The sequence below is a fragment of the Pseudomonas sp. NyZ480 genome (assembly GCF_029537255.1).
In the GTDB taxonomy this organism is placed as follows: domain Bacteria; phylum Pseudomonadota; class Gammaproteobacteria; order Pseudomonadales; family Pseudomonadaceae; genus Aquipseudomonas; species Aquipseudomonas taiwanensis.
Genome location: NZ_CP120626.1, coordinates 933,603 through 956,656 on the forward strand (window position 1 = coordinate 933,603; position 23,054 = coordinate 956,656).

At 61.0% G+C, this 23,054-nt stretch carries 22 protein-coding genes; 16 read left to right on the top strand and 6 right to left on the bottom strand.

Going from position 1 to position 23,054, the window contains the following annotated elements; genetic code table 11:
• The 3 genes from P3R38_RS04175 to P3R38_RS04185 form a co-directional block, all read right to left on the bottom strand.
• Nucleotides 1-1,167, bottom strand: coding sequence for an alginate biosynthesis protein Alg44 (locus tag P3R38_RS04175; RefSeq protein WP_027908067.1), 1,167 nt, complete (start codon nt 1,165-1,167; stop codon nt 1-3).
• Nucleotides 1,168-1,203: 36 nt separating this feature from the next.
• Entirely contained in the window at nt 1,204-2,685 is a 1,482-nt protein-coding gene (gene alg8, locus P3R38_RS04180; RefSeq protein ID WP_277686855.1) for a mannuronan synthase, read from the bottom strand.
• A 75-nt stretch (nt 2,686-2,760) separates the two neighbouring features.
• The gene (locus P3R38_RS04185) at nt 2,761-4,077 is read right to left on the bottom strand and encodes a UDP-glucose/GDP-mannose dehydrogenase family protein (protein ID WP_023378775.1); all 1,317 of its coding nucleotides are present in this window, start codon (nt 4,075-4,077) and stop codon (nt 2,761-2,763) included.
• Nucleotides 4,078-4,997: 920 nt separating this feature from the next.
• Here P3R38_RS04185 and P3R38_RS04190 point away from each other — a divergent pair.
• The 8 genes from P3R38_RS04190 (at nt 4,998) to P3R38_RS04225 (ending at nt 11,132) form a co-directional block, all read left to right on the top strand.
• Nucleotides 4,998-5,438 carry a hypothetical protein gene (locus tag P3R38_RS04190; protein WP_023378777.1) on the top strand — a complete coding sequence of 147 codons (441 nt, stop codon included), beginning with the start codon at nt 4,998-5,000 and terminating at the stop codon, nt 5,436-5,438.
• Nucleotides 5,439-5,795: 357 nt separating this feature from the next.
• Nucleotides 5,796-6,332, top strand: a complete 537-nt coding sequence (locus P3R38_RS04195) for a hypothetical protein (protein WP_277686856.1) — start codon at nt 5,796-5,798, stop codon at nt 6,330-6,332.
• Nucleotides 6,329-6,994, top strand: coding sequence for an ABC transporter ATP-binding protein (locus P3R38_RS04200; protein ID WP_186598920.1), 666 nt, complete (start codon nt 6,329-6,331; stop codon nt 6,992-6,994). Before P3R38_RS04195 ends, P3R38_RS04200 begins: the two co-directional genes overlap by 4 nt.
• Nucleotides 6,987-7,676: an ABC transporter permease gene (locus P3R38_RS04205; RefSeq protein ID WP_277686857.1), complete on the top strand. Its 690-nt coding sequence runs from the start codon at nt 6,987-6,989 to the stop codon at nt 7,674-7,676. The genes P3R38_RS04200 and P3R38_RS04205 overlap by 8 nt, the downstream gene beginning before the upstream one ends.
• A gap of 59 nt (nt 7,677-7,735) precedes the next feature.
• The gene (locus P3R38_RS04210) at nt 7,736-8,140 is read left to right on the top strand and encodes an FtsX-like permease family protein (RefSeq protein WP_277686858.1); all 405 of its coding nucleotides are present in this window, start codon (nt 7,736-7,738) and stop codon (nt 8,138-8,140) included.
• The gene (locus tag P3R38_RS04215; protein ID WP_277686859.1) at nt 8,133-9,596 is read left to right on the top strand and encodes a TolC family protein; all 1,464 of its coding nucleotides are present in this window, start codon (nt 8,133-8,135) and stop codon (nt 9,594-9,596) included. Before P3R38_RS04210 ends, P3R38_RS04215 begins: the two co-directional genes overlap by 8 nt.
• Nucleotides 9,597-9,642: 46 nt before the next feature.
• A complete protein-coding gene (locus tag P3R38_RS04220) occupies nt 9,643-10,818 on the top strand; it encodes an HlyD family efflux transporter periplasmic adaptor subunit (protein WP_277686860.1) in 1,176 nt (391 codons plus the stop codon).
• A 179-nt stretch (nt 10,819-10,997) separates the two neighbouring features.
• The gene (locus tag P3R38_RS04225; RefSeq protein ID WP_277686861.1) at nt 10,998-11,132 is read left to right on the top strand and encodes a hypothetical protein; all 135 of its coding nucleotides are present in this window, start codon (nt 10,998-11,000) and stop codon (nt 11,130-11,132) included.
• Between the two features lie 837 nt (nt 11,133-11,969).
• Here P3R38_RS04225 and yaaA read toward each other — a convergent pair.
• Nucleotides 11,970-12,749: a peroxide stress protein YaaA gene (gene yaaA, locus P3R38_RS04230; protein WP_023378784.1), complete on the bottom strand. Its 780-nt coding sequence runs from the start codon at nt 12,747-12,749 to the stop codon at nt 11,970-11,972.
• Nucleotides 12,750-12,885: 136 nt separating this feature from the next.
• Between yaaA and P3R38_RS04235 the strand changes: the two genes are divergently transcribed.
• From P3R38_RS04235 to moaE, 5 genes are all read left to right on the top strand, one after another.
• Nucleotides 12,886-14,022, top strand: coding sequence for a polysaccharide deacetylase family protein (locus P3R38_RS04235; protein WP_027908073.1), 1,137 nt, complete (start codon nt 12,886-12,888; stop codon nt 14,020-14,022).
• Between the two features lie 272 nt (nt 14,023-14,294).
• On the top strand, nt 14,295-15,689 hold the full coding sequence (locus P3R38_RS04240; protein ID WP_023378786.1) for a PhoH family protein: 1,395 nt from the start codon (nt 14,295-14,297) through the stop codon (nt 15,687-15,689).
• 187 nt (nt 15,690-15,876) lie between these two features.
• Nucleotides 15,877-16,347 (top strand): cyclic pyranopterin monophosphate synthase MoaC, encoded by a 471-nt coding sequence (gene moaC, locus P3R38_RS04245; protein ID WP_023378787.1) that lies wholly within the window; start codon nt 15,877-15,879, stop codon nt 16,345-16,347.
• Nucleotides 16,347-16,592: a molybdopterin converting factor subunit 1 gene (moaD, locus tag P3R38_RS04250; protein ID WP_023378788.1), complete on the top strand. Its 246-nt coding sequence runs from the start codon at nt 16,347-16,349 to the stop codon at nt 16,590-16,592. The genes moaC and moaD overlap by 1 nt, the downstream gene beginning before the upstream one ends.
• A 2-nt stretch (nt 16,593-16,594) precedes the next feature.
• Nucleotides 16,595-17,041, top strand: a complete 447-nt coding sequence (moaE, locus tag P3R38_RS04255; RefSeq protein ID WP_023378789.1) for a molybdopterin synthase catalytic subunit MoaE — start codon at nt 16,595-16,597, stop codon at nt 17,039-17,041.
• Nucleotides 17,042-17,149: 108 nt separating this feature from the next.
• Here the strand turns inward: moaE and rhlB are convergent, their stop codons facing one another.
• Complete coding sequence (gene rhlB, locus P3R38_RS04260) at nt 17,150-18,583, bottom strand: ATP-dependent RNA helicase RhlB (RefSeq protein ID WP_023378790.1); 1,434 nt, start codon at nt 18,581-18,583, stop codon at nt 17,150-17,152.
• 97 nt (nt 18,584-18,680) lie between these two features.
• A complete protein-coding gene (locus P3R38_RS04265; protein WP_023378792.1) occupies nt 18,681-19,337 on the bottom strand; it encodes an alpha/beta fold hydrolase in 657 nt (218 codons plus the stop codon).
• Between the two features lie 333 nt (nt 19,338-19,670).
• Here P3R38_RS04265 and P3R38_RS04270 point away from each other — a divergent pair, with 333 nt between their 5' ends.
• The 3 genes from P3R38_RS04270 (at nt 19,671) to P3R38_RS04280 (ending at nt 23,053) form a co-directional block, all read left to right on the top strand.
• The gene (locus P3R38_RS04270; protein ID WP_023378793.1) at nt 19,671-20,699 is read left to right on the top strand and encodes an amino acid ABC transporter substrate-binding protein; all 1,029 of its coding nucleotides are present in this window, start codon (nt 19,671-19,673) and stop codon (nt 20,697-20,699) included.
• Nucleotides 20,700-20,766: 67 nt separating this feature from the next.
• Entirely contained in the window at nt 20,767-21,945 is a 1,179-nt protein-coding gene (locus P3R38_RS04275) for an amino acid ABC transporter permease (protein WP_023378795.1), read from the top strand.
• A gap of 10 nt (nt 21,946-21,955) precedes the next feature.
• Nucleotides 21,956-23,053, top strand: a complete 1,098-nt coding sequence (locus P3R38_RS04280) for an amino acid ABC transporter permease (protein WP_027908075.1) — start codon at nt 21,956-21,958, stop codon at nt 23,051-23,053.
• Nucleotide 23,054 lies beyond the last annotated feature (1 nt).

Below are 23,054 nucleotides of genomic sequence, written 5' to 3' on the forward strand. Positions count from 1 at the left end.
TTAAAGCCCACGGGCAACGGCTTTGTCGATCAACCAGTCCAGCGATGGACCACGGTCGCTGGTGACCGAGGCCGGGCGGCCGGCCAATTCGGCCGGCAAGGCGCCGTCAGGCTTGATTTGAACGCGGATATCGGAGGCCAGGTCTTCGCTGTTGAGGCTGGTGCTGCTGACGATATGGCCGGTGCGCACGTCGTCTTCGCCGGCGATCTGGAAGTTGACACGGGTGCCTGGTTGGACCTTGTCGAACTGGCGGTAGCTGAAGCGCGCCTCGATCAGCGGGTTGCTGGTACGCGGGATCAGCTGGAAGATCGGCTGGCCTTTGGCGGCGTACTGGCCGTCGTCCACCAGCTGGCGGGCGACCACGCAATCGCAGGGACTGGTGAGAGTCCCGGAGAGTTGCTTGCCGAACAATTCCTCGACCTTGGCCGGCTCCAGCTGCGAGTCGTCCAGATGGCCCTTGAGCATGTCCAGCATGCTGGTGCTGAAGCTGGCCAGCGGGGCGCCTTTGGCGATCAGGCCACCGCTTTCGACCAGGCTGCTCACCGTACCGTCGCGGGGCATGGTGACGTTGGTGGTCGGCACTGCCACCACGCCGGCTTCGGCATGGCTCACGAAATACATGCCATACAGCGACTTGGCCACGAAGCCGAAGGCGGCAATGCCCACCACGAACACGCCCAGGGTCACGGTCACCGCTTTCAGGCGGCCGAAGGCCGACAGGCCGGTACCTGAATCCTTCTGCTTGCGGGCCTTGGTGAAGTTGTCGCGCTGCAGGGTGCTCAGTACATCGCCGATGCTGATCAGCTCACCGGACAGGTGGCTGGTGATGATGTGGCGCAAGGTGGCGATGTCGCGTGGTTCCAGGTTCTGGAACTGCGCGCCGGTACGGCCGGTGTCGGCGAGGTAGGAGCGCACCTGGAATTCGATGTCCATCGACAGGCCAAGGTTGTCGACCACGAACTGCAAGCGCCCGCGCAGCACATCGCCAACCTTCAGTGGCTGCTTGGTGTGGAAGCTCAGGCCACCGGCGGAAAGGTCGTCGACCTTCACATCATGGGGCTGGCGCTGGGCATCCAGGAAGCGCAGCTTGGCGGGGATGCGCACCCGGGCGTGTTGGCGCTGGGCTTCGGACTCATGCACGACGTTGACATTCACGGCGGTATTCATGGTGGTTTGTTCCTTTAGTTCCGATCCGGGTTGGGCTCACACGACCATGAACAGCACAGCAACGAAGATGCTGGCAGCCGAGAAGGTCATGGTCCGCGAGGACCAGGTGTTGAACCATTGTTGAAAACTGGCGAGGTCGCGCTTCAGGGCAGTGGGCTGACGGGTCCAGGACTGCTTGTCGAGGCGGAAGAACACGTAGATCTTCATCAGCGCGCCGACGATCTGGTTGTAATAGAGAATCAGCGGGTAGGCCGGACCCACGTTGTGGCCGGAGCACAGCAGCATCACCGTCAGGATCAGGCGGGTGATGCCGATCCACAGCAGGTAAACCAGCAGGAAAGCCATGCCGAACTTGAGGCTGGCGATCACCGCCACGGTAAGGCCCAGCAGGCTGGTCCACATCGACACGCGTTGGTCGAACAGCACGATGCTGGTGAACAGCCCCAGGCGACGAACACCCAGTCCCAGGGCGCGGGAATTTTGCCGCAGGTTGTTGCCGTACCAGCGGTACATCAGCTTGCGACTGGCCTTCAGGAAGCTCTTCTCGGGCGGATGTTCGACCGTGTTGATGGCGGCATCGGGCACGTAGAAGGTGTCGTAACCCAGGCGCATCAGGCTGAACCAGCTGGACTTGTCGTCACCGGTGAGGAACTTGAACCGGCCCAGGCGCCAGTGCATCAGCGAGTCGCTTTCGACGTCGGCGATGAACTCGGGGTTGGTCACCACGCTGGCGCGGAACATCGACATGCGCCCGGTCATGGTCAGCACGCGCTTGCTCAGTGCCATCGAGCACATGTTGATGTGACGCTGAGCGAAGCGCAGCTTGTGCCACTCGCTCATGATGTAGCCGCCGCGCACTTCGCAGAATTCGTTGGTGGTCAGGCCGCCAACGTTGGGGTAGAGCTTGAACCAGGGCACGGTCTTGTTCACCACGCCATCGGCCAGCACGGTATCGCCGTCGATGACCGCGACCACGGCGTTCTCGTCCGGCAGCATGCGCGAGATGGCGCGAAAGCCATAGGCCAGGCCGTCGCGCTTGCCGGTGCCGGCGATGCGCACGATGTCGAGTTTCACATGTGCTGGCGGGGTGTACTTGGCCCACAGGCTTTTCACCAGCAGCTCGTCGGACATCTCCACCAGTGAGCACACCACGGTCGTCGGGTAGCCGCAGTTGATCGCTTCACGGATCACCGAGCTGTACACCTGGGCCGTGGTCAGTGCGTCGATGCGGAAGCTGGTCACCATCAGGTAGACATGCGACGGGTCAGCCGCCTTGCCCAGTTTCTGTACCTTGCGGCGCAGGTAGGGGTAGACCAGGTACAGGAAGATCATGCCGCGGATGAAATGGGTGGCGCCCATGGAGTAGCGCCAGATGCCGACTGCGCCGACCAGGAAGATGAAGTGCTTCGACTGCGAGTCGAAGATATCGCTGGGCAGGGCCAGGGCGATCAGCATGAGCAGGCTCATGTAGAGCAGCCACCCGGCGCACTGCAACAGCACTGTCTGGAGCCTTTGCATGTTCAGCATCCGTCGCGAAATCAGAAAAAGGGAGGGCAGCGGCGGTGGGGAGGCCACCGCTGCCCGGCCAAGGGCTTACCAGCAGATACCTTCGGTACGGCTGGCAGCACAGGTGCCTTTGCTCATGAAACCGACCAGGTCGATCACTTGCTTGCCGGCCGGCGCTTGCTCGGCAAGGGCGCGGAACTGCTCGTCACGGTTGCCCAGGACGATGATGTCGGCGTTGTCGATGACCTTTTGGAAGTTGGCGTTGAGCAGCGACGAGACATGCGGAATCTTCGACTCGATGTACTCTTTGTTCGCCCCGTGAACGCGGGCGTACTCGACGTTCTCGTCGTAGATATCCAGTTGATAGCCCTTGCCGATCAGGCGCTCGGCCAGTTCCACCAGCGGGCTTTCACGCAGGTCGTCGGTGCCGGCCTTGAAGCTCAGGCCAAGCAGGGCGACCTTGCGCTTTTCATGGGCTTCGATCAGCTCGAAGGCGTTCTGGACCTGCGATTCGTTGCTGCGCATCAGCGAGTCGAGCAGGGGAGCGCGTACATCGAGGCTGGCGGCACGATAGGTGAGGGCGCGTACGTCCTTGGGCAGGCAGGAACCACCGAAGGCGAAGCCTGGGCGCATGTAGTACTGCGAAAGGTTCAGCACTTTGTCCTGGCAGACCACGTCCATCACATCGCGGCCATCGACACCCACCGCCTTGGCGATGTTGCCGATTTCGTTGGCGAAGGTGACCTTGGTGGCGTGCCAGACGTTGCAGGTGTACTTGATCATCTCGGCCACTTCGATCGGCTTGCGGATGATCGGAGCGTCGAGCTCTTCGTACAGGCTTTGCAGGATGTCGCCGCTGGCGCTGTCCAGTTCGCCAATGACGGTCATCGGTGGGTGGTCGTAATCCTTGATCGCGGTGCTTTCGCGCAGGAACTCAGGGTTGACCGCGACGCCGAAGTCGACCCCGGCCTTCTTGCCCGAGCAGTCCTCGAGAATTGGGATGACCACGTTCTTGACGGTACCAGGCAGCACGGTGCTGCGTACCACGATGGTGTGACGACGGGTGGTGTCGCGCAGCACATAGCCGATTTCGCGGCACACCGACTCGATGTACTCAAGGCCCAGGTCGCCGTTTTTCTTGCTCGGGGTGCCGACGCAGATCATCGATACATCGCTGGCACGGATGGCCTCGGCGAAGTCGGTGGTGCCACGCAGGCGGCCGTTGGCGATGCCTTGCTGCAGCAGTGCTTCCAGGCCTGGTTCGACGATGGGCGACTTACCCTGATTGATCAGGTCGATCTTGGTGCTGGAAACGTCCACACCAATCACGTCATGGCCACGTGCCGTCAGGCAACCTGCACAGACTGCACCCACATAACCCAAACCAAAGATGCTGATACGCATCGCTATCACCTCATGTGTTTATCACGCCAGCTCCTCCGGGAAGAGCCGGACTGGGTTGATTAACAACAGTTTTCGGGCGCACGGATCCATGGCGAAAGCACACTTCGCCGAGCGCAGGCATGAATGAATCCAGAGCGCACGAAGTTGTGCACTCAAAGTTGGCAGTCAAAAGCCAATAATTAAAAGGCGTGCCCTGAAATGCAGCCGTCTTTATTGCAAGGCGCTACTTGGCGCGATGCTGTGCTTGTTCTTTCAAGTGAAAAAATCCTTTGAAATCAACCACTAGGACGATTTGTTAGGGGCGCGTCTCTCCTGTAAAGACAGGGTTCTCGGGCTTTCCGTAGCCACTGTCGAAGTTTCCATGGCGGGTATGGATACCTGCCGTTGTCATCTGTAAGTCATCTCTCACACCCACGGCGCAAGATATTCGTTACGGCACTATGAGCGATGGGTCGTAGCAGAAGTTCCGAGGTGGGTTCCGCTCGGATGAAAGATTTCTAAATATTTTTTCAGTGGCTAATACTTTCATTCTGATAGCACGTCCCGGTTTCGTACCTATATACAAAGGGCGAAGTCGGGGTGGGATGTTCTTGTGCCAGCATCCAAAAAATTTTTTCAAAAATCGTCAAAAAACTACGGGCGGTCTTATGGCGTTTGGCGATAAGGGGGTTGCTGCTGGATTTTTGGCGCTGGAAAAATGGCGCTTTGCCGAATGAAGCCTGCGCTGCCGTGGTGCAGGGTCACATTCAGACATATTCAAAGCCCATAAAAAGTCTAAGGCTTTCTCGATGGCTGCCGTTAAGCCCTATGGACGCCCTTCGGGAGCTGTCCACGTACGAAGGAACGTCTTGGACATGCTTGGGACCACCTAAGGGCGCCTCATCCATCAACACACGGAAGAGTCGAGAGAGCGCCAACGTATGAAGAAGACATCGCTGTCACTGTTTGCCACGGCTTCGCTGATTTTTGCCGGAGGGGTGCAGGCGGGGCCGCCTGTAGAGGTAACGTTCAAGAATCTGGGAACACAGCCAGCTGTGTTGAAGCTAGTGACATCCAACGAGAGCAGTACTTACCAGATAGCCAATCCCAAACCTGACCAGACCGTTGAGCCTGGATCGGCGACCTACATGCGCGTTCAGCGCATTATCAGCCCGGACGTGAATGCCGCAATGGTGCGTTACACCATTGGTAGCAAAGCCTGTGCCTTCGGCACAACGTACCAACTGCGAACACTCCCAGGTGGAATCCAGAAGCCCGAATGGACAAAGGCTGCAACGCCGAGTGGTGGGGCCATTTGCCAGGCAACCATTATCAGGACGGCTGCTGATTATTCGTGGGTCGTTGAGTTCACCATGAAATAGCACACGGTAATAGCCTGGCCATGAAGGCACCTCATTGGCGAAGTGATGAGGTGCCGCTATTTCAAGATGCAATGGATATGTTGAGGTGCAATTAATGGATTCCATAAAACGGGATTTACTATCCAGTAGTGTACGGGCTGTTGTCACTCATGTGAAACGCTTGGATGAAAGTTCGGCAAGTCAGTCATTGCTGTCGATCCCACGGAGGATGCTGGAAAAGAAGTAGAACTGTCAGCGTTCGCACAGCAACTAGGTGCTGCTGCCGAGCGTGCTGCAGCCCGAGACAGCCAGCTTTCACGCAAAGAGCTCGCCGCATTCGCAGCCAGGATCCTAGATAGCATAGGAGGGGCTGGGTACTTGCTTGCGAAAGACTTCTATGACAGCCAGCTCCCCGACACCGATGATCCTGAACTCATTGAACGTGCCAAAAAGGCAAACGCATTTGCCATGGGGACAGGTGATAATCCCTTCAAAGGGCTCAGTCGCGATCAGTTGAGTCTGATTATTTACGATGAGAGTGGGGCATTCACCATCAGTGAACGGCGTGCCGCATTGAGTGAAAGAACTGAGCAGCACAATGCGTGGGCTCGGCATATTATCGACAAGATGAATTCGGAGTATCGGAAAACGGGGCGTATTGATAACGGATTGCAGGAGACTCTCGATTACTACAAATCGCTCCCCCCTGTAGAGGTGGCGCAGTACGGTAACTACGAAGCCGGAATCATGATGCAGATGGGCTTGCAAGAAGTTGAGAGGCCCGAATTCAACATCTCTCTAATGGACCTGATGGCCAACGAATGGAAGCTCGCTACCGAAAGCGACCCATCGTCAAAGGACCCAGAGGCCGCCCTTCCAGCGACTGACACTGACGAGGAGGGAGCACGCGGATGAGCACAATCCTTTCCCTGGATGGCGTTACCCGTTTTCTGGGCAATCAGCCCATCCTGCACGATGTCTCGCTGTCGATCCCTTCTGCCCAGACCTGTGCCATCGTCGGCCCTTCCGGTTCAGGCAAGAGCACCTTGCTTAATTTGATGGGCCTGCTGGATCAACCCTGCCAAGGCCGTGTGCTATTGGCCGGCCGCGACATGACAGCCGCGAACGCCGACCAACGCGCGATCCTGCGCAACCGCATGATCGGCTTCGTCTTCCAGAGTTTCAACCTGATACCGCGCCTCACGGTGCTGGACAACGTTGCCTTGCCGCTCTGTTATCGGGGTGTTCGGCAAGCAGCGGCACGCCGGGCGGCGCAGGTGCAATTGGAGGCGGTCGGGCTTGGGCTGCGGGTCCGGCATCGCCCCGCAGACCTCTCGGGTGGCCAGCGCCAGCGGGTGGCCATGGCCCGAGCCTTGGTGACAGAACCTCGATTGCTGCTAGCCGACGAGCCGACAGGCAACCTGGATGCGGCTACGTCCAACGAGGTGCTGGAATTGTTGTTGGCGCTGAACCGGGAACGGGGCGTGACCTTGGTCATGGTCACTCATGACGCCACCCTGGCCCGTCGTATGGAGCGGTGCCTGCAGGTGCAGGATGGAGGTGTCGCGAGTGCCTGAGGCCTACGGCCCTGATTGGCGGCATCGCGTGGGTGAGGCGTTGGCCAGTTTGCGTTTGCTGGGGCGCCGTGCCTGGCTGGCGTTGCTGGGTATCGCGGTAGGCTGCGCTGCCGTGGTGGCTTTGCTCAATATTGGCCACAGTGCGGCGCAGCATGCCAGGCAACTGTTTCAGGGCCTGGGCAGCGAGCTCATGCTCATCGACCTGACACCCGCAGGCCGTTTCCCTGGATTTTCCGGGCTGCCGGCGGAGATCAACGCGATCGCGCCGTTGGCAATGGCGGTGGTCACTGTGCAGTCGCGTGGACAACAGCGAGAAGTGCTGGTTGCCGGCAGTACTCCACATTTGGTGCAGGTCCTCGGCTTGACCGCTGGCGAGGGGCGTCTGTTGTCGATGTATGACGATTCCAGCCCCCACGTGCTTTTGGGTGCGACATTGGCTCAGACCCTCGATGTCAACGTAGGAGATCGGCTGGCGCTGGGCGCCTACCTGTTCAATGTCGTGGGGATACTCGCGCCGCTGGGCTACAACCCGATGCTACCGGTGCAGCTGGACGATGCCGTGCTCATGCCGTTGCAGGGCATGAGGCGCCTATTGGCCTCCCCTGAGATCGGCACACTGCTGGCGTTGGGGCGTGATACTGCAGTCATGTCGCAGGCTGCCATTGCCCTGAAGACTACCTGAATGCTCGGCTTGCGGGGCATGAAGTCGAGGTACGTCTTCCGCAGCAACTGATCGAAGGCATGGCCGACCAGTCGAGCCTGTTCCGTTGGTTGCTTGGCGGGTTCGCGGGCATTGCGTTGTTGCTGGGTGGCGTTGGGGTAATGAACGTGATGGTGATGAATGTCGCTGAACGACGCCGAGAGATCGGTGTGCGTTTGGCGTTGGGCGCACGGGCTCGGGATATCGCCTGGCTGTTCCTGCTCGAAGCCATTTTGTTGACCGGTGCGGGTGCATCAACGGGAGCGCTGGTCGGGCTTGTAGGCGCTTGGCGCTTTGCAGTCGCATCGGGGTGGCGTTTTACGGTGGACGGCTCGTCGTTGCCTTTGGGGGTTGGCAGTTCGCTGATTGTGGGCGTGTTCTTCGGGTTGCAGCCCGCGCTCGCCGCTGCGCGTTTGCAACCGGTGGTGGCGTTGCGTGATGACTAGGTGGCTGGCGATCGCCTGTGGGTTGTTGATGCCTTTGCAAGGGGTTGCCGGTGACCGCTTGCAACCGTCTCGGCCAACGCAAATCCACGCGGTATCGGCCAAAGCCTTCGCGGTCGATGTCGGGGAGGAACTGGCCCTGGAACTGGTGGATGCCATCGCCTTGGCCCTGCGTGACAATCGGGCGATTCGCAGCGCCTACCTCGAGCGTATCGCTCAGAAGTTCGACTTGCGTGTGGCACGTGATCACTTTGCCCCGCAACTAACGCTCAAGGCGCGTTTTCTGGGCAGTCGTAACCAGGACGATCGCTATCGCGAGGCAGAGGTGACGCCGTCGGCCAGCCTGCTGACGCCCTATGGCACTCGCTTGAGCCTTGACTGGGCCTATGGCCAAACGCGTGCCGAGGAAGCGGGTAATCGCTACCGTGATGGCGCCAACCTCATGGTGGTCCAACCCCTGTTGCGTGGTGCCGGGCGAGCGGTGGCAAGCGCACCGTTGCGCCAGGCGCGGTTGACCGAGCAGACCAACCGGCTGGCGCTCAAGGACAGTGTGGCGCAGGTGATCACTGACACGATCAAGGTCTACCGTGACCTGCTGCAAGCCCAGGAACAACTGCGCATCGCTCGCGATAGCCTGGCCAGGGCGCGGCAACTGGTGGAGGTCAACCAGGCGTTGATCGCTGCTGGGCGCATGGCAGCGTTCGAAATTGTCCAGGCTGAAGCAGAAGTTGCCAATCAGGAACTGGCATTGCAAGGCAGTCTCAATCAACTGCATGCCCGCCGCCTGGCACTCGCTCAAACCCTTGGCATAGCGCTTTCCACACCGCTACGGGCGACGGAAAAGCCAGTGGTACGGCCGCTGCAGGTGGATGGCCAACAGGCGATAGGCAAGGCCGAAGCGATGCAGCCTGCGTACCTGATGCAACTGATTGCCGGCGAGCAGGCCGCGATCGACTTGCAGGTGGCGCGCAATGACCAGCGGTGGGACCTGTCGCTGGTCAGCGGTGCCACTCAGGCACGAGCGCGCCCTGGCAAGGACAAGGCGTGGGAACACTACGTTGGGTTGGAACTGGACATTCCCATCGGTGACTTGAGTCGTCGTCAGAAGGAAGTCCGGGCGCAGGTCGCCTTAGAAAACCATCAAGTGAGCCTGGCGGAGTCCCATCAGCAACTGCAGCGCGATGTCGCCAATGCGGTTCGGGACATCAATGTCCGTTGGCGTCAGTTAGAGATCGCTGGGCGTGCGTTGGCACTGTCACGTCGAAAGCTGCAGATCGAGCAGGAAAAACTGGCCGTGGGGCGTTCGAGCAATTTTCAGGTGCTCAGTTTTGAAAACGACCTGCGCACTGCCCAGAGCATTCACCTGGATGCCACGATCGCTTACCTCAATGCTCAAGCCGAACTGGACCAGACATTGGGTACCACGCTCGATAGCTGGGATGTGACGCTCAATGACTAGGCGACACCTTTTGGCGTGCGCGTTCGTGACGCTTGCTGGAGCCTTGATGGTGTTCTGGCTATCGCGACCTGTGTCGACAGTGCAGGGCGGTGTCGAGCGCTGGCAGCGCGTGGAGCCGCACCTGCTGGAGAGTCAGTTGGGTCTTGTCGGGCGGATTCACGCCGGTCGCCAGCTCATCCTGGCCGCGCCTTTCGATGGCTCGATTGCCGCGTTGTTCGTCGAGGATGGGCAACAGGTGCAGGCTGGCGAGACGTTGATGATGCTGGATACCGAGGGTCTGGAAATCCAGTTGCGCGAAGCGCAAGCGCAAGTGCTCAAGGCCGGTGAGGCGCTGCGGCAGATGCAGGGTTGGCAGGACGGGCCAGAGGTGGCGCAGGCCCGACGTGCGCTGGACCGCGCCCGTGGCGCATTGGCTGTGAGTCAGGCGGAGCTTGACGATACCCGACGTTTGTTCGATCGCGGCATCGTTGCGCGAATGGAGGTCGATAACCTCATTCAGCAGGTATGGGTCCAGCAACAGGGCGTGCTGGAGGCAGAACATGCGTTACGGCTGACCCGCGCGCGTGGTCAAGGCAATGGCCTGCGCATTGCGCAGATGGAGATGACCAATGCCCAGGCGCGTTGGCAGGCATTGGCGCGCATGTGCGAGCAACGGGTGATCAAGGCGCCTTTCCCGGCATTGGTGGCGCGGGCAAGCCATGCTGTTGCAAGACCGCAGCGGCACCTTCAGGTGGGGCAACAGGTTGCTCAGGGGCAGCCTTTGCTGGCCTTGGTCGATGTGGGGCGGTTAGAGGTGTTGGCGAAAGTGGAGGAGGGGGACCTGGGCAAACTGCGCGAAGGCATGTCGGTTGAGGTCAGGGTGGCCGGCCAGCAGCTTGCAGGGCGGGTGCAGCGCATCGCACTTCAGGCCAGGGAGGACGGAGGTGACGGTGCCTGGTATGACCTGATGGTATCGCTCGATACACCGTCCCAACCGTGGGCGTTGGGTTTGCGGCTAGGCATGAGCGCGCAGTTGAAGGTGGTCGTGCATCGCAGCGAGCGGGGGATTGCCGTGGCGCCTGAGTCGTTGCGTGTGGATGAATCAGGACGAACCTATGTGGTCTACCGCGAGGCGGAAGGCCAACCCGAGCGCAATGTTTTCGTCGAGATTGGCGCAACCGTGGCCGAGGGCGTTGAGGTGCAGGGGCTGGGAGCGGGGGATGTGCGGATGCCTTGGGCGTAGGTCGATAGCGTTGTTGTGGTCTTGAGATCGAGCGCCGCCCGCGCGGCGCATCGCGAACAAGGCTCGCTCCTACGTTTGTTTCGGGCCAGTGGGTTCTGTGGGATTTGCGCGCGACCGCTTTGGTGCACGGCGCGATATCGAGTCGTGCAAACAGGCCGCATTGGCCGGGGAGAGGCTATGTGGTCTACCGCGAGGCGGAAGGCCAACCCGAGCGCAATGTCTTCGTCGAGATTGGCGCAACCGTGGCCGAGGGCGTTGAGGTGCAGGGGCTGGAGGCGGGGGGATGTGCGGATGCCTTGGGCGTAGGTCGATAGCGTTGTTGTGGTCTTGAGATCGAGCGCCGCCCGCGCGGCGCATCGCGAGCAAGGCTCGCTCCTACGTTTGTTTCGGGCCAGTGGGTTCTGTGGGATTTGCGCGCGACCGCTTTGCTGCACGGCGCGATATCGAGTCGTGCAAACAGGCCGCATTGGCCGGGGAGGGGCTATGTGGTCTACCGCGAGGCGGAAGGCCAACCCGAGCGCAATGTCTTCGTCGAGATTGGCGCAACCGTGGCCGAGGGCGTTGAGGTGCAGGGGCTGGAGGCGGGGGGATGTGCGGATGCCTTGGGCGTATGTCGATAGCGTTGTTGTGGTCTTGAGATCGAGCGCCGCCCGCGCGGTGCATCGCGAGCAAGGCTCGCTCCTACGTTTGTTTCGGGCCAGTGGGTTCTGTGGGATTTGCGCGCGACCGCTTTGGTGCACGGCGCGATATCGAGTCGTGCAAACAGGCCGCATTGGCCGGGGAGAGGCTATGTGGTCTACCGCGAGGCGGAAGGCCAACCCGAGCGCAATGTCTTCGTCGAGATTGGCGCAACCGTGGCCGAGGGCGTTGAGGTGCAGGGGCTGGAGGCGGGGGGATGTGCGGATGCCTTGGGCGTATGTCGATAGCGCTATTGTGGTCTTGAGATCGAGCGCCGCCCGCGCGGCGCATCGCGAGCAAGGCTCGCTCCTACGTTTGTTTCGGGCCAATGGGTTCTGTGGGATTTGCGCGCGACCGCTTTGGTGAAGGCCTCATTGGCCGTAAACGACCGTAGGAGCGAGCCTTGCTCGCGATGCGCCGCGTGGGCGGCGCTCGATTTCAAAACCACACGCCAACCAAAACAGGGCCGACACTCATTCCCCCGGATGATCCCGCAAGAACACGAGGTGATCCGCCTTCGACTGCTCCGCGCTGTAGTAATACCCCTGCACATCGAACTGCTTGAGCTGTGCCGGGTCGTTGACCTGCTCCTGGATCACGAAGCGGCTCATCATCCCGCGGGCCTTCTTGGCATAGAAGCTGATGATCTTGTACTGGCCGTTCTTCAGGTCCTTGAAGTCCACGTCGATCACCCGCGCCTTGAGCGCCGAGCGCTTCACCGCGCTGAAGTACTCGTTACTGGCCAGGTTCAGCAGCAGGTCATCGCCTTGGTCGGCCAGGGCCTGGTTCAGCCATTCGCTGATACGTGTCCCCCAGAAGGCATACAGGTCCTTGCCCCGGGCGTTGGCCAGTTTGGTGCCCATTTCCAGGCGGTAGGGCTGCATCAGGTCCAACGGGCGCAGCAGACCGTACAGGCCGGAGAGCATGCGCAGGTGGTCCTGGGCATAGCTGAAGTCGTCCTCGCTGAGGGTCTGGGCATCCAGGCCGGTGTAGACGTCGCCCTTGAAGGCCAACAGCGCCTGCTTGGCGTTGGCGGGGGTGAAGTCCGGGGTCCAGCTGCCGAAGCGGGCGGCATTGAGACCGGCAAGCTTGTCGGAAAGGTGCATCAGTTCGCTGATCTGGGCTGGCGACAGGTCGCGCAGTTGCTGGATCAGCACCTGGGAGTCGTCCAGATACTGGGGCAGGGTGAACCGCTCGGTCACCGGCGGGGTTTCGTAGTCGAGGGTCTTGGCGGGGGAAATCACCGTCAGCATCGGTTCGGCTCCTGGAATCGTTGCCGCGAATTCTACGGATAGATGGAGTTAAGTCCAAACTATGGCGACGATAGCCACAGACCATCGCCTCATCAGGCGCTATAGTGCGCGTTTCGCCGCTGCGGAGAGTCTGAACGTGCGCATCGCTGGTGCCTTCCTGGTCATGCTGTTAAGCCTGGCTACCCAGGCCGCCCCCCTTCCACCGGCCAGCCTGGACCGCCGCGTGTGGCCAGAAGCGCTGAACAGTCCGGCGCTGTTCGATGTCGCTTCGCGCGCCGAGATTCTCTCGTTTGCCCAGGTGCTGCACGAGAGCGAGCTGCTGGACGACGCGGCACTGGCCAAGCGCCTGGGCTTGCGCCAGATCAACCTGCAAAAGATTCGCGCGGTGCGGGCACGCATGTGGCAACGCGTGTTCCAGGGTTACCAGCAAGCCCAACGCAGTTGCGAGCAGGACGCCTCGTTCTGCTATCCGGTCGACTCAATGGCCGACTTACGTGCTCAAGCGGCGACGTTCGCAGGCGATGTTGGCACGTTCTACACCGGTTGGATCGAGCCGAGCCACCAGTTCCATGTGCTGTACCTGGATGAGCAGTTGCGCAAGGCGGCGCTGTTGCCGCAGACCACCAGCGAGGTCGAGCGTCTGTCGAGTCGTGAGCGCAATGGCGATGAGCTCAATGACCGTATGTTCCTGCTCACCTTCGTGGGCGGCCCGGGGCCGGAGGAGGGCAGCACCGATGCATTGAGCCGTTACCTACGTAGGCAGAAGATGCAAGGCACGTTCTTCGTGCTGGGTAACCGGCTGCAACAACGGCGCGACGGCGGCAAGGCCAATGCGCTGGCCGAGCTTTATCGGGGTCAATGCGTGGGTATCCAGGGCTGGGAGTACCGTTCCCATGCCCAGTGGCAGGACTGGCAGGATTCGCTCAAGCGCAGCCAGGCCAGGGTGCAGGCCGACCTGCCAGAGCAGTATGTGCCCCTGTTCCGTCCACCTTACGGCCAGCGGCGGGCCGATGGCGAGGCGTTCATGGCCCGTCAGCAGTTGCAGGTTTCGCTATGGGATATCGATGCCCAGGACGCTAGCGCCCTGAGCGCCGAGGCCTCGGCACAGCGTGTGCTGACCTTGATGTTGCTTTGGCGCAAGGGTGTGATCCAGCTGCATGACAGCCTGCCCAAGGCGCAGCCGGTAGTGGAGTGGCTGTTGCACAACACGGCGCAGAGCGGAATCGGCTGGGAAGGCTGCCGCGATTACGGGTATCGCGAAACGGGGGTATGACTTTTGACTGTAGTCCTCGCGAGCCTGGTCGCCAACCCCTGTTCGTCAATCGGAAAAATAAACTTCATTGACGCGTAAAAATACTTTTTTTAGTCATGGTTTTTGCGGTATGAAGAAACCAGACAGCCGATTCCTGCAGCACAGGTGGCGTCATCCAGGCCCTCCTTGCCAGGTGCGCTCCCCGCCCGTAACAACGCGGATACGGGGAGAACGGCAGTCACTCTGCGGCGCAGCGGTACGCGTCGTGTGGCTTTCACATAAGGTGACCGAGTATGGATGACCAAGGACGCAACCCTTCCTCCAACCAGCCTATCCTGTATGTGCTCGATACCAACGTCCTGATTCACGACCCCAATGCTTTGCTGAACTTCGAGGAGCACCACGTCGCGATCCCGATGACCGTGCTGGAGGAACTCGACAAGCTCAAGACAGGCAAACATACCATCGCCGCCGAATGCCGCCAGGCCATCCGCCTCATCGACCAGACCCTCGCAGACGCATCCCCCAGCGATGTCGAGCAGGGTGTGCCGATCCAGCGTGGCAAGAGCGGTCCCAAAGGGTTCCTGTCGATCCTGATGAGCCCACGCAGTGAACCCAACCGGCTGTTGCCGGAGAACCTGGCCGACAACATCATCATCAACCAACTGCTGGAGCTGCGTTCACGCCGCGCCGACCTGGACGTGGTGCTGGTGACCAAGGACATCAACATGCGGCTGAAGGCGCGTGCCTGTGGCATTGCCGCCGAGGATTACAGCACCGACCAGTTGGTCGACGACGTGTCGTTGCTGTCCAAGGGTTACCATTCGGTCACCGGTTCGTTCTGGGACCGGGTCAGCAAGGTCGATACCCGCCAAGAGCGCGGCCGCACCTGGCATCGGGTGCAATTGATCGACAACCTGCCCGCTGTGCACGTCAATGAATTCATCATCGACGAGCAAGGCTTCGTTGGCTGGATCAAGGGCATTCGCAACGATGAACTGCTGCTGCTCGACCTGCACCAGGAGCCGCTGCTGCACCAGGAGGCCTGGGGCCTGAAGCCACGTGACATCCATCAGAGCCTGGCGTTGTTCGCATTGCTCGACCCCGATATCCACCTGGTCAACCTGACGGGGGCCGCAGGCTCCGGCAAGACCATCCTGGCGCTGGCCGCAGCCATCGAGCAAACCATGGTCAGCAAGCGTTACCGGCGCATCATCGCTACCCGCAGCGTGCAGGGGCTGGACCAGGAGATCGGCTTCCTGCCGGGCACCGAGGCCGAGAAAATGGAGCCTTGGCTGGGTGCCATCACCGACAACCTCGAAGCCTTGCACATGGATGACGAAAGCACCCATGGCAGCGTCGAGTACATCCTCGAGCGGGTTCCGTTGCAGTTCAAGTCGCTGAACTACATCCGTGGTCGCAGCTTCCAGCAGAGTCTGATCCTGATCGACGAGTGCCAGAACCTGACGCCGCACCAGATGAAAACCATCATCACCCGTGCCGGCTCGGGGTCCAAGGTGGTCTGCCTGGGCAACCTGGCGCAGATCGACACCCCCTACCTGTCCGCGACCAGCTCGGGCCTGACCTACCTGACCGAGCGCTTCAAGGACTTCCCTCATGGTGTGCACATCACCCTGCAAGGGGTACCGCGGTCGGTGCTGGCCGAGTACGCCGAGTCCCATCTGTAACCTTTGCAGCCGGGCGGCCCGCCGCCCGGCTTTTTTGCCGCCACACAGACCTGTCACTGGATTGAGTGCCGGGGGTGCCTGCACGGGAGTAGGTTGACCGCGACGAGGCCAGGGCTGGCGATACATTGCACTGCTCAAACCTGACCCACAGGTTTACACTCTTCGTTCCCTTCCCAGGAGCAGAGCAGTGCTGACTCATCTCGATTCCCAGGGACGCGCCAACATGGTCGACGTCACTGAAAAAGCCGTAACCGAGCGCGAAGCCACCGCCGAGGCGCGGGTGCGCATGTTGCCGCAGACCTTGCAGATGATCGTCGATGGCGAGCATCCCAAGGGCGATGTATTCGCCGTGGCGCGTATCGCCGGGATACAGGCGGCGAAAAAGACCAGCGACCTGATTCCACTGTGCCACCCGCTGATGCTTACCAGCGTCAAGGTCGAGCTCAGCACTGACGGTCAAGACGCCGTGCGTATCGTCGCCCGCTGCAAGCTGGCCGGGCAGACTGGCGTGGAGATGGAGGCGCTGACCGCTGCCAGCGTTGCTGCCCTGACCCTCTACGACATGTGCAAGGCTGTGGACAAAGGCATGGTCATCGAGCAGGTACGCCTGCTGGAGAAGCTCGGCGGCAAGAGCGGCCACTACAAGGCGGAGGCGTGATGAAGGTCAAGGTGATGTATTTCGCCCGTTACCGTGAGCGGCTGGGCGTGGATGCCGAGCGCCTTGAAGGTGAATTCAAGGTGCTCGACGACGTGCGCCAGGCCCTGTTGGCCAAGGGCGGGCGGTATGAGGTGCTGGCCGAACAGAACCTGATGTGCGCGCGTAATGAAGAGCTCTGTCGGCTTGACGAGCCGCTGGAAGAGGGCGACGACGTGGCGTTCTTCCCACCGGTGACTGGAGGCTGAACATGGCGGTGCGAGTGCAGGAAGGTGCTTTCGACCCCGGGGCCGAGGTCAATGCCATGCATGCCGCGAATGTCGGTGTGGGAGCGGTGGTCGGCTTCGTCGGCTATGTGCGCGACTTCAACGATGGCCGGGAAGTGGCCGGGATGTTCCTTGAGCACTACCCGGGCATGACCGAGAAGGCCTTGGCCAAGATTGTGGTCGACGCCGAACAGCGCTGGCCGTTGCTCAAGGTGGAGGTGTTGCACCGTATCGGTGCCCTGGAGCCGGGGGAGCCGATCGTGTTCGTGGGCGTGGCCAGTGCCCATCGGCAGGCAGCGTTCGATGCCTGCAATTTCATCATGGATTATCTGAAGACGCGGGCACCGTTCTGGAAGAAGGAAAATACCCAGGAAGGGCCGCGGTGGGTCGAAGGGAAGCAGAGTGACCAGGAGGCGGCGGGGCGCTGGTAGGTGTGTGGTGGATGACCGGGGCTTTGCCCCGATTCCTGGGTAAACCCGCTCTCACAGGGTGGCGCTGGCCTGTGGGAGCGGGTTTACCCGCGAAAAGGTCACCACCGATCAATGATGCTTGCGCGGCACCGGCTTGAGCAGTTCATCCGGTGGCATCTCGCATTTGATCTTGCGCCCCAGTAGCGCCTCGATAGCCGGTAGCTGGTAGGAGTCATCCTCGCCGGCGAAGCTGATCGACACACCACTGGTGCCCGCCCGTCCGGTACGACCGATGCGGTGCACATAGTCATCCGGGTCTTCCGGCAGGGTGAAGTTGATCACATGGCTGATGCCGTCGATGTGAATGCCGCGCCCCGCCACGTCGGTGGCCACCAGCACGGTGATGCGCCCTTCGCGAAAGTTCTCGAGGGTGCGAATCCGCTTGTGCTGTGGTACGTCGCCGGAAAGTTGGGCGGCATTGATGCCATCGCGCACCAGCTTCTCTTCGATGCGCCGCACTTCGTCCTTGCGGTTGGCGAATACCATCACCCGTTCCCACTTGTTCTGGGTCACCAGGTTGTACAGCAGCTTGTACTTGTCGCTGCCCGCGACTGCATAGACATGCTGCTCGACCGTCTCGCTGGCCACGTTCTCCGGTTCGATCTCGACGATTTCCGGGTTGGTGGTCCACTGCTTGGCCAGATTCATCACATCGTCGGTGAAGGTGGCGGAGAACAGCAGGGTCTGGCGCTCGCTCTTGGGCGGTGTCTGGCGAATGATCTGGCGGACCTGCGGGATGAAGCCCATGTCCAGCATGCGGTCGGCCTCATCCAGCACCAACACTTCGACCATGTCCAGGTGCACTTCGCCGCGCTGATTGAAGTCCAGCAAGCGGCCCGGTGTAGCGACGAGAATGTCGCAGTGGCGCGCTTCCAGGCTCTTGAGCTGCTTGTCGAAGTCCATGCCGCCGACGAAGCTCATCACGTTCAGGCCACTGTACTTGGTCAGGGCCATCGCGTCCTTGGCGATCTGCACCACCAGCTCGCGGGTCGGGGCGATGATCAGCGCGCGAGGCTCGCCCATGTAGCGTTCCTTGGGCGGTGGTGTCTGCTGCAGCTGCGAGATGATCGAGATCAGGAACGCTGCGGTCTTGCCGGTACCGGTCTGGGCCCGGCCGATGGCGTCCTTGCCGCGCAGGGTATGGCCGAGCACCTGGGCCTGGATCGGCGTGCAGTATGGGAAGCCCAGGTCGTGGATGGCATGCATCAGCTCGTTGGAGAGCTTGAAGTCATGGAAGCGTGTCTTGCCTTCCTGTGGCTCTACCACGAAGTCTTCAGGTTTCCACAGGCTGGCTTGTGGTTTGGGTTTGCGCTCGCGGCGCGGTTTGTCTTTGGCCGGTTTGTCGGCGGCGGCAGGGGCTGTGGGTTGGGTGCTGGCCTCGACCGGAGCGGCTTCGGGTTGCACGGTAGGCGCCGGCGCGGACTTGTTCACCGGCGCTGCGGGTTCGACGGCCTGAGGCGCGGCGTCTCCCTTGCCGAATATTTTCTTGAGTGCCTTGAGCACGATCGTCTCATCAATTGGTTAAGGAATGTACGCCGGGCAGTGTAATGCAAGATTCAGGCGCGGCGTAGTGGAATGCGCAGGCAGCTACACGCTTGGCCTATTGCAGTTGCTGGCTCAACCAGTCGTGGATGTCGCCCAGTTCTTCGACCATCACTTCATGTTCCATGGGGTATTCCTGCCAGCGGGCGGCAACGCCCCAAGTATTGAGGAATTCGAAGGCCGTACGGCCCATCGAAGGGATCACCACCGAATCGTGCACACCATGCAGGCACAGGGCTGGCGTGCGTTGCTGGCACGCGCTGAGCTGATGACTGTCGGTAAAGGTTGGAGCGTAGGTGGACAGCGCGATTACCCCTCCCAGCGCCTCCTGCCACTTTATATAAGCGGTGTGCAGCACCACGGCGCCGCCCTGGGAGAAACCGGCGAGGAAGATTCGCGACAGGCTGATGCCCTTGGCCTGCTCGGCCTTGATCAAGGCGATGACCTGCTGCGCCGACTCTTCCAATTGCCCTTCGTCGATGGCGCGGGCCGGGGTCATGGCCTTGATGTCGTACCAGCTTGGCATGGAATAGCCGCCGTTGATGGTAACCGGACGGGTGGGCGCCTGCGGCATCACGAAGCGGGTAGTGAGCAGCCGTTCCTGCAGAAATTCGGCCACCGGTAGGAAGTCGTAACGGTCGGCACCCAGGCCGTGCAACCAGATCACACAGGCGTCTGCGGTTTTCTGTGGTTCGAGAATCAGCGGGTTGGTCATGACTGCTCCGAAAGTGTGCATGCCTGGTAAGAACGTGCGTGAAAAGAAGGCCTGGCTATTGATTGTCAGAAAAAGAATGTCGCAACGATACAACTTTCCCTACTTGACTAGCGCTTAAACGCTTAAGCCGCCAACTGTGGTACGCGCTTTGCTATGGATCCGTTGAGGCAAAGGGACTATCCGCGACGGTAACACCCTTTGCACGCGAAGGCTGTCACAGAACAGCTCATTGCGCCAATTGACCCAATAACAAGCCAACAAGGGTCGGATGCGCCTCATAAGGGTGCGGTGCAATTCCGGCTCGGTACAACAAGAGCGATTTGGAGGTTGTGAATGAAGATGTTGAAAACCACCCTGGCAGTCCTGACCGCTGCCGCCGCGCTGGGAGCCACCAGCTTCGCACAGGCCGGCGCCACTCTCGATGCGGTCAAGAAGAAGGGCTTCGTCCAGTGTGGCGTGAGCGACGGTCTTCCAGGCTTCTCGGTCCCCGATGCTAAGGGCAAGATCATCGGTATCGACGCCGATGTATGCCGCGCTGTCGCCGCTGCGGTGTTCGGTGATGCCACCAAGGTCAAATTCAGCCAACTCAACGCCAAGGAGCGCTTCACCGCCCTGCAGTCGGGCGAAGTCGACGTGCTGTCGCGTAATACTACCTGGACCAGCTCGCGCGATGCCGGCATGGGCCTGGTGTTCGCCGGTGTCACCTACTATGACGGCGTGGGCTTCCTGGTCAACAAGAAGCTGGGTGTTTCCAGTGCCAAGGAGCTCGATGGCGCGACCATCTGCATCCAGGCCGGTACCACCACCGAACTGAACGTATCCGACTTCTTCCGCGCCAATAATCTCAAGTACACCCCGATCACCTTCGATACCTCCGATGAGAGCGCCAAGTCGTTGGAGTCCGGCCGTTGCGACGTGCTCACCTCGGACAAGTCGCAACTGTTCGCCCAACGTTCCAAGCTGGCTGCACCGACCGACTACGTGGTGCTGCCGGAAACCATCTCCAAGGAGCCTCTGGGCCCGGTGGTGCGTAAAGGCGACGAGGAGTGGTTCAGCATCGTCAAGTGGACCCTGTTCGCGATGCTCAACGCCGAAGAGGCCGGCATCACCTCGAAGAACGTCGAGGCCGAAGCCAAGTCCACCAAGAACCCGGACGTCGCCCGTCTGCTGGGTGCCGACGGTGAATACGGCAAGGACCTCAAGCTGCCCAAGGACTGGGTAGTGCAGATCGTCAAGCAAGTCGGCAACTATGGTGAAGTGTTCGAAAAGAACCTTGGTCAGAGCACCGACCTCAAGATCGACCGTGGCATGAACGCCCTGTGGAACAACGGCGGCATCCAGTACGCGCCACCTGTGCGCTGATGGCTGCACCCTGCGGCGGCATCCCGCCGTCGCAGGTTGTTCGGATCCCTTTTTTTCGGGGCACTTCATGCAAAATCAAATCGGCGCACCCAAGGGGTTATCCCTGAGCGATCCACGTGTGCGCGCGTGGCTGTTCCAGATCCTCACGATCGTTTTCGTGGTCGGTCTGGGCTGGTATCTGTTCCACAACACCCAAACCAACCTGCAACACCGGGGCATCACCTCCGGCTTCGACTTCCTGGACCGCAGTGCCGGGTTCGGCATCGCCCAGCATCTGATTCCTTATGTGGAATCCGACAGCTATGCGCGAGTGTTCGTCATCGGCCTGCTCAACACCCTGTTGGTGACGTTCATCGGTGTCATTCTGGCGACGATTCTGGGCTTCATCATCGGTGTGGCTCGTTTGTCACCGAACTGGATGATCAACAAGCTGGCGACCGTGTATGTGGAGACCTTCCGCAACATTCCGCCGCTGCTGCAGATTCTGTTCTGGTACTTCGCGGTGTTTCTGACCCTGCCGGGACCGCGGGGTAGCATCAACATCGACGACACGTTCTTCATCAGCAACCGTGGCCTGAACATGCCGGGTGCCTCGATGGCCGAGGGCTTCTGGCCGTTCTTCGTCGCGCTGGGACTGGCGATCGTGGCCATCGTGTTCATGGTGCGCTACGCCAACAAGCGGTTCGATGAAACCGGCGAGCCTTTCCACAAGTTCTGGGTCGGGCTGGCCTTGTTCATCGTCATTCCTGGCGCCAGCGCCTTGCTGTTCGGCAGCCCCGTGCACTGGGAAGTGCCGCAGCTCAAGGGCTTCAACTTCGTCGGTGGCTGGGTGCTGATTCCCGAACTGCTGGCCCTGACGCTGGCGCTGACCATCTACACCGCGGCGTTCATCGCCGAGATCGTGCGCTCTGGCATCCGTTCGGTCAGCCATGGCCAGACCGAGGCTGCGCGCTCGCTGGGGCTGCGTGAGGGGCCGACCCTGCGCAAGGTGATCATCCCCCAGGCACTGCGGGTGATCATTCCGCCGCTGACCAGCCAGTACCTGAACCTGGCGAAGAACTCGTCCCTGGCGGCCGGTATCGGCTATCCGGAGATGGTCTCGCTGTTCGCCGGTACCGTGCTCAACCAGACCGGCCAGGCCATCGAGGTGATTGCCATCACCATGAGTGTCTATCTCGCCATCAGCATCAGCATTTCGCTGCTGATGAACTGGTACAACAAGCGCATTGCGCTGATCGAGCGGTGAGGATACGCCCGTGAATGCCCATGTTTTCAAACCCGACATGCCGCCGCCGGTGAAAACCGTCGGCGTGCTCGCATGGATGCGTGCCAACCTGTTCTCCAGCTGGCTCAACACCTTGCTGACCCTGTTCGCCCTGTACCTGATCTGGCTGATCGTGCCGCCTCTGGTGCAATGGGCGCTGATCGACGCCAACTGGGTAGGCACCACCCGCGCCGATTGCACCAAGGAAGGTGCCTGCTGGGTGTTCGTCCAGCAGCGTTTCGGCCAGTTCATGTATGGCTACTACCCGACCGAACTGCGCTGGCGCGTGGACCTGACCGTCTGGCTTGCCGTGCTCGGTGCCGCACCGCTGTTCATCAAGCGCTTTGCGCGCAAGGCGTTCTACGGCCTGGGCTTCCTGGTGCTGTATCCGATCCTGGCCTACACCCTGCTGCACGGCGGCTACCTGGGGCTGGATACCGTGCCGACCAGCCAATGGGGCGGCCTGATGCTGACGCTGGTGATCGCCACCGTGGGCATCGTCGGCGCCTTGCCGCTGGGCATCCTGCTGGCGCTGGGCCGACGGTCGCGCATGCCGGCGGTGAAGGTGGTATGCGTCACCTTCATCGAGTTCTGGCGTGGCGTGCCGCTAATCACCGTGCTGTTCATGTCCTCGGTGATGCTGCCGTTGTTCCTGCCCGAGGGCATGAGCTTCGACAAACTGCTGCGGGCGATGATCGGCGTGATCCTGTTCCAGTCGGCGTATATCGCCGAAGTGGTGCGCGGCGGCCTGCAGGCCATTCCCAAGGGGCAGTACGAGGCGGCCGCGGCCATGGGGCTGGGCTACTGGCGCTCGATGGGGCTGGTGATTCTGCCCCAGGCGCTCAAGCTGGTGATCCCAGGCATCGTCAACACCTTCATTGCTCTGTTCAAGGACACCAGCCTGGTGATCATCATCGGCCTGTTCGACCTGCTCAACAGTGTCAAGCAGGCGGCTGCCGATCCGGCCTGGCTGGGCATGGCCACTGAGGGCTATGTGTTCGCCGCCCTGGTGTTCTGGATTTTCTGTTTCGGTATGTCCCGCTACTCCATGCATCTGGAGCGCAAGCTGGACACTGGCCACAAGCGTTAGG

Coding starts and splice junctions, on each gene's coding strand:
- P3R38_RS04175 (WP_027908067.1), bottom strand. CDS start 1,167: ATGAATACCGCCGTGAATGTCAACGTCGTGCATGAGTCCGAAGCCCAG.
- alg8 (WP_277686855.1), bottom strand. CDS start 2,685: ATGCAAAGGCTCCAGACAGTGCTGTTGCAGTGCGCCGGGTGGCTGCTC.
- P3R38_RS04185 (WP_023378775.1), bottom strand. CDS start 4,077: ATGCGTATCAGCATCTTTGGTTTGGGTTATGTGGGTGCAGTCTGTGCA.
- P3R38_RS04190 (WP_023378777.1), top strand. CDS start 4,998: ATGAAGAAGACATCGCTGTCACTGTTTGCCACGGCTTCGCTGATTTTT.
- P3R38_RS04200 (WP_186598920.1), top strand. CDS start 6,329: ATGAGCACAATCCTTTCCCTGGATGGCGTTACCCGTTTTCTGGGCAAT.
- P3R38_RS04210 (WP_277686858.1), top strand. CDS start 7,736: ATGGCCGACCAGTCGAGCCTGTTCCGTTGGTTGCTTGGCGGGTTCGCG.
- P3R38_RS04215 (WP_277686859.1), top strand. CDS start 8,133: ATGACTAGGTGGCTGGCGATCGCCTGTGGGTTGTTGATGCCTTTGCAA.
- P3R38_RS04220 (WP_277686860.1), top strand. CDS start 9,643: ATGGTGTTCTGGCTATCGCGACCTGTGTCGACAGTGCAGGGCGGTGTC.
- yaaA (WP_023378784.1), bottom strand. CDS start 12,749: ATGCTGACGGTGATTTCCCCCGCCAAGACCCTCGACTACGAAACCCCG.
- P3R38_RS04240 (WP_023378786.1), top strand. CDS start 14,295: ATGGATGACCAAGGACGCAACCCTTCCTCCAACCAGCCTATCCTGTAT.
- moaD (WP_023378788.1), top strand. CDS start 16,347: ATGAAGGTCAAGGTGATGTATTTCGCCCGTTACCGTGAGCGGCTGGGC.
- moaE (WP_023378789.1), top strand. CDS start 16,595: ATGGCGGTGCGAGTGCAGGAAGGTGCTTTCGACCCCGGGGCCGAGGTC.
- P3R38_RS04265 (WP_023378792.1), bottom strand. CDS start 19,337: ATGACCAACCCGCTGATTCTCGAACCACAGAAAACCGCAGACGCCTGT.
- P3R38_RS04270 (WP_023378793.1), top strand. CDS start 19,671: ATGAAGATGTTGAAAACCACCCTGGCAGTCCTGACCGCTGCCGCCGCG.
- P3R38_RS04275 (WP_023378795.1), top strand. CDS start 20,767: ATGCAAAATCAAATCGGCGCACCCAAGGGGTTATCCCTGAGCGATCCA.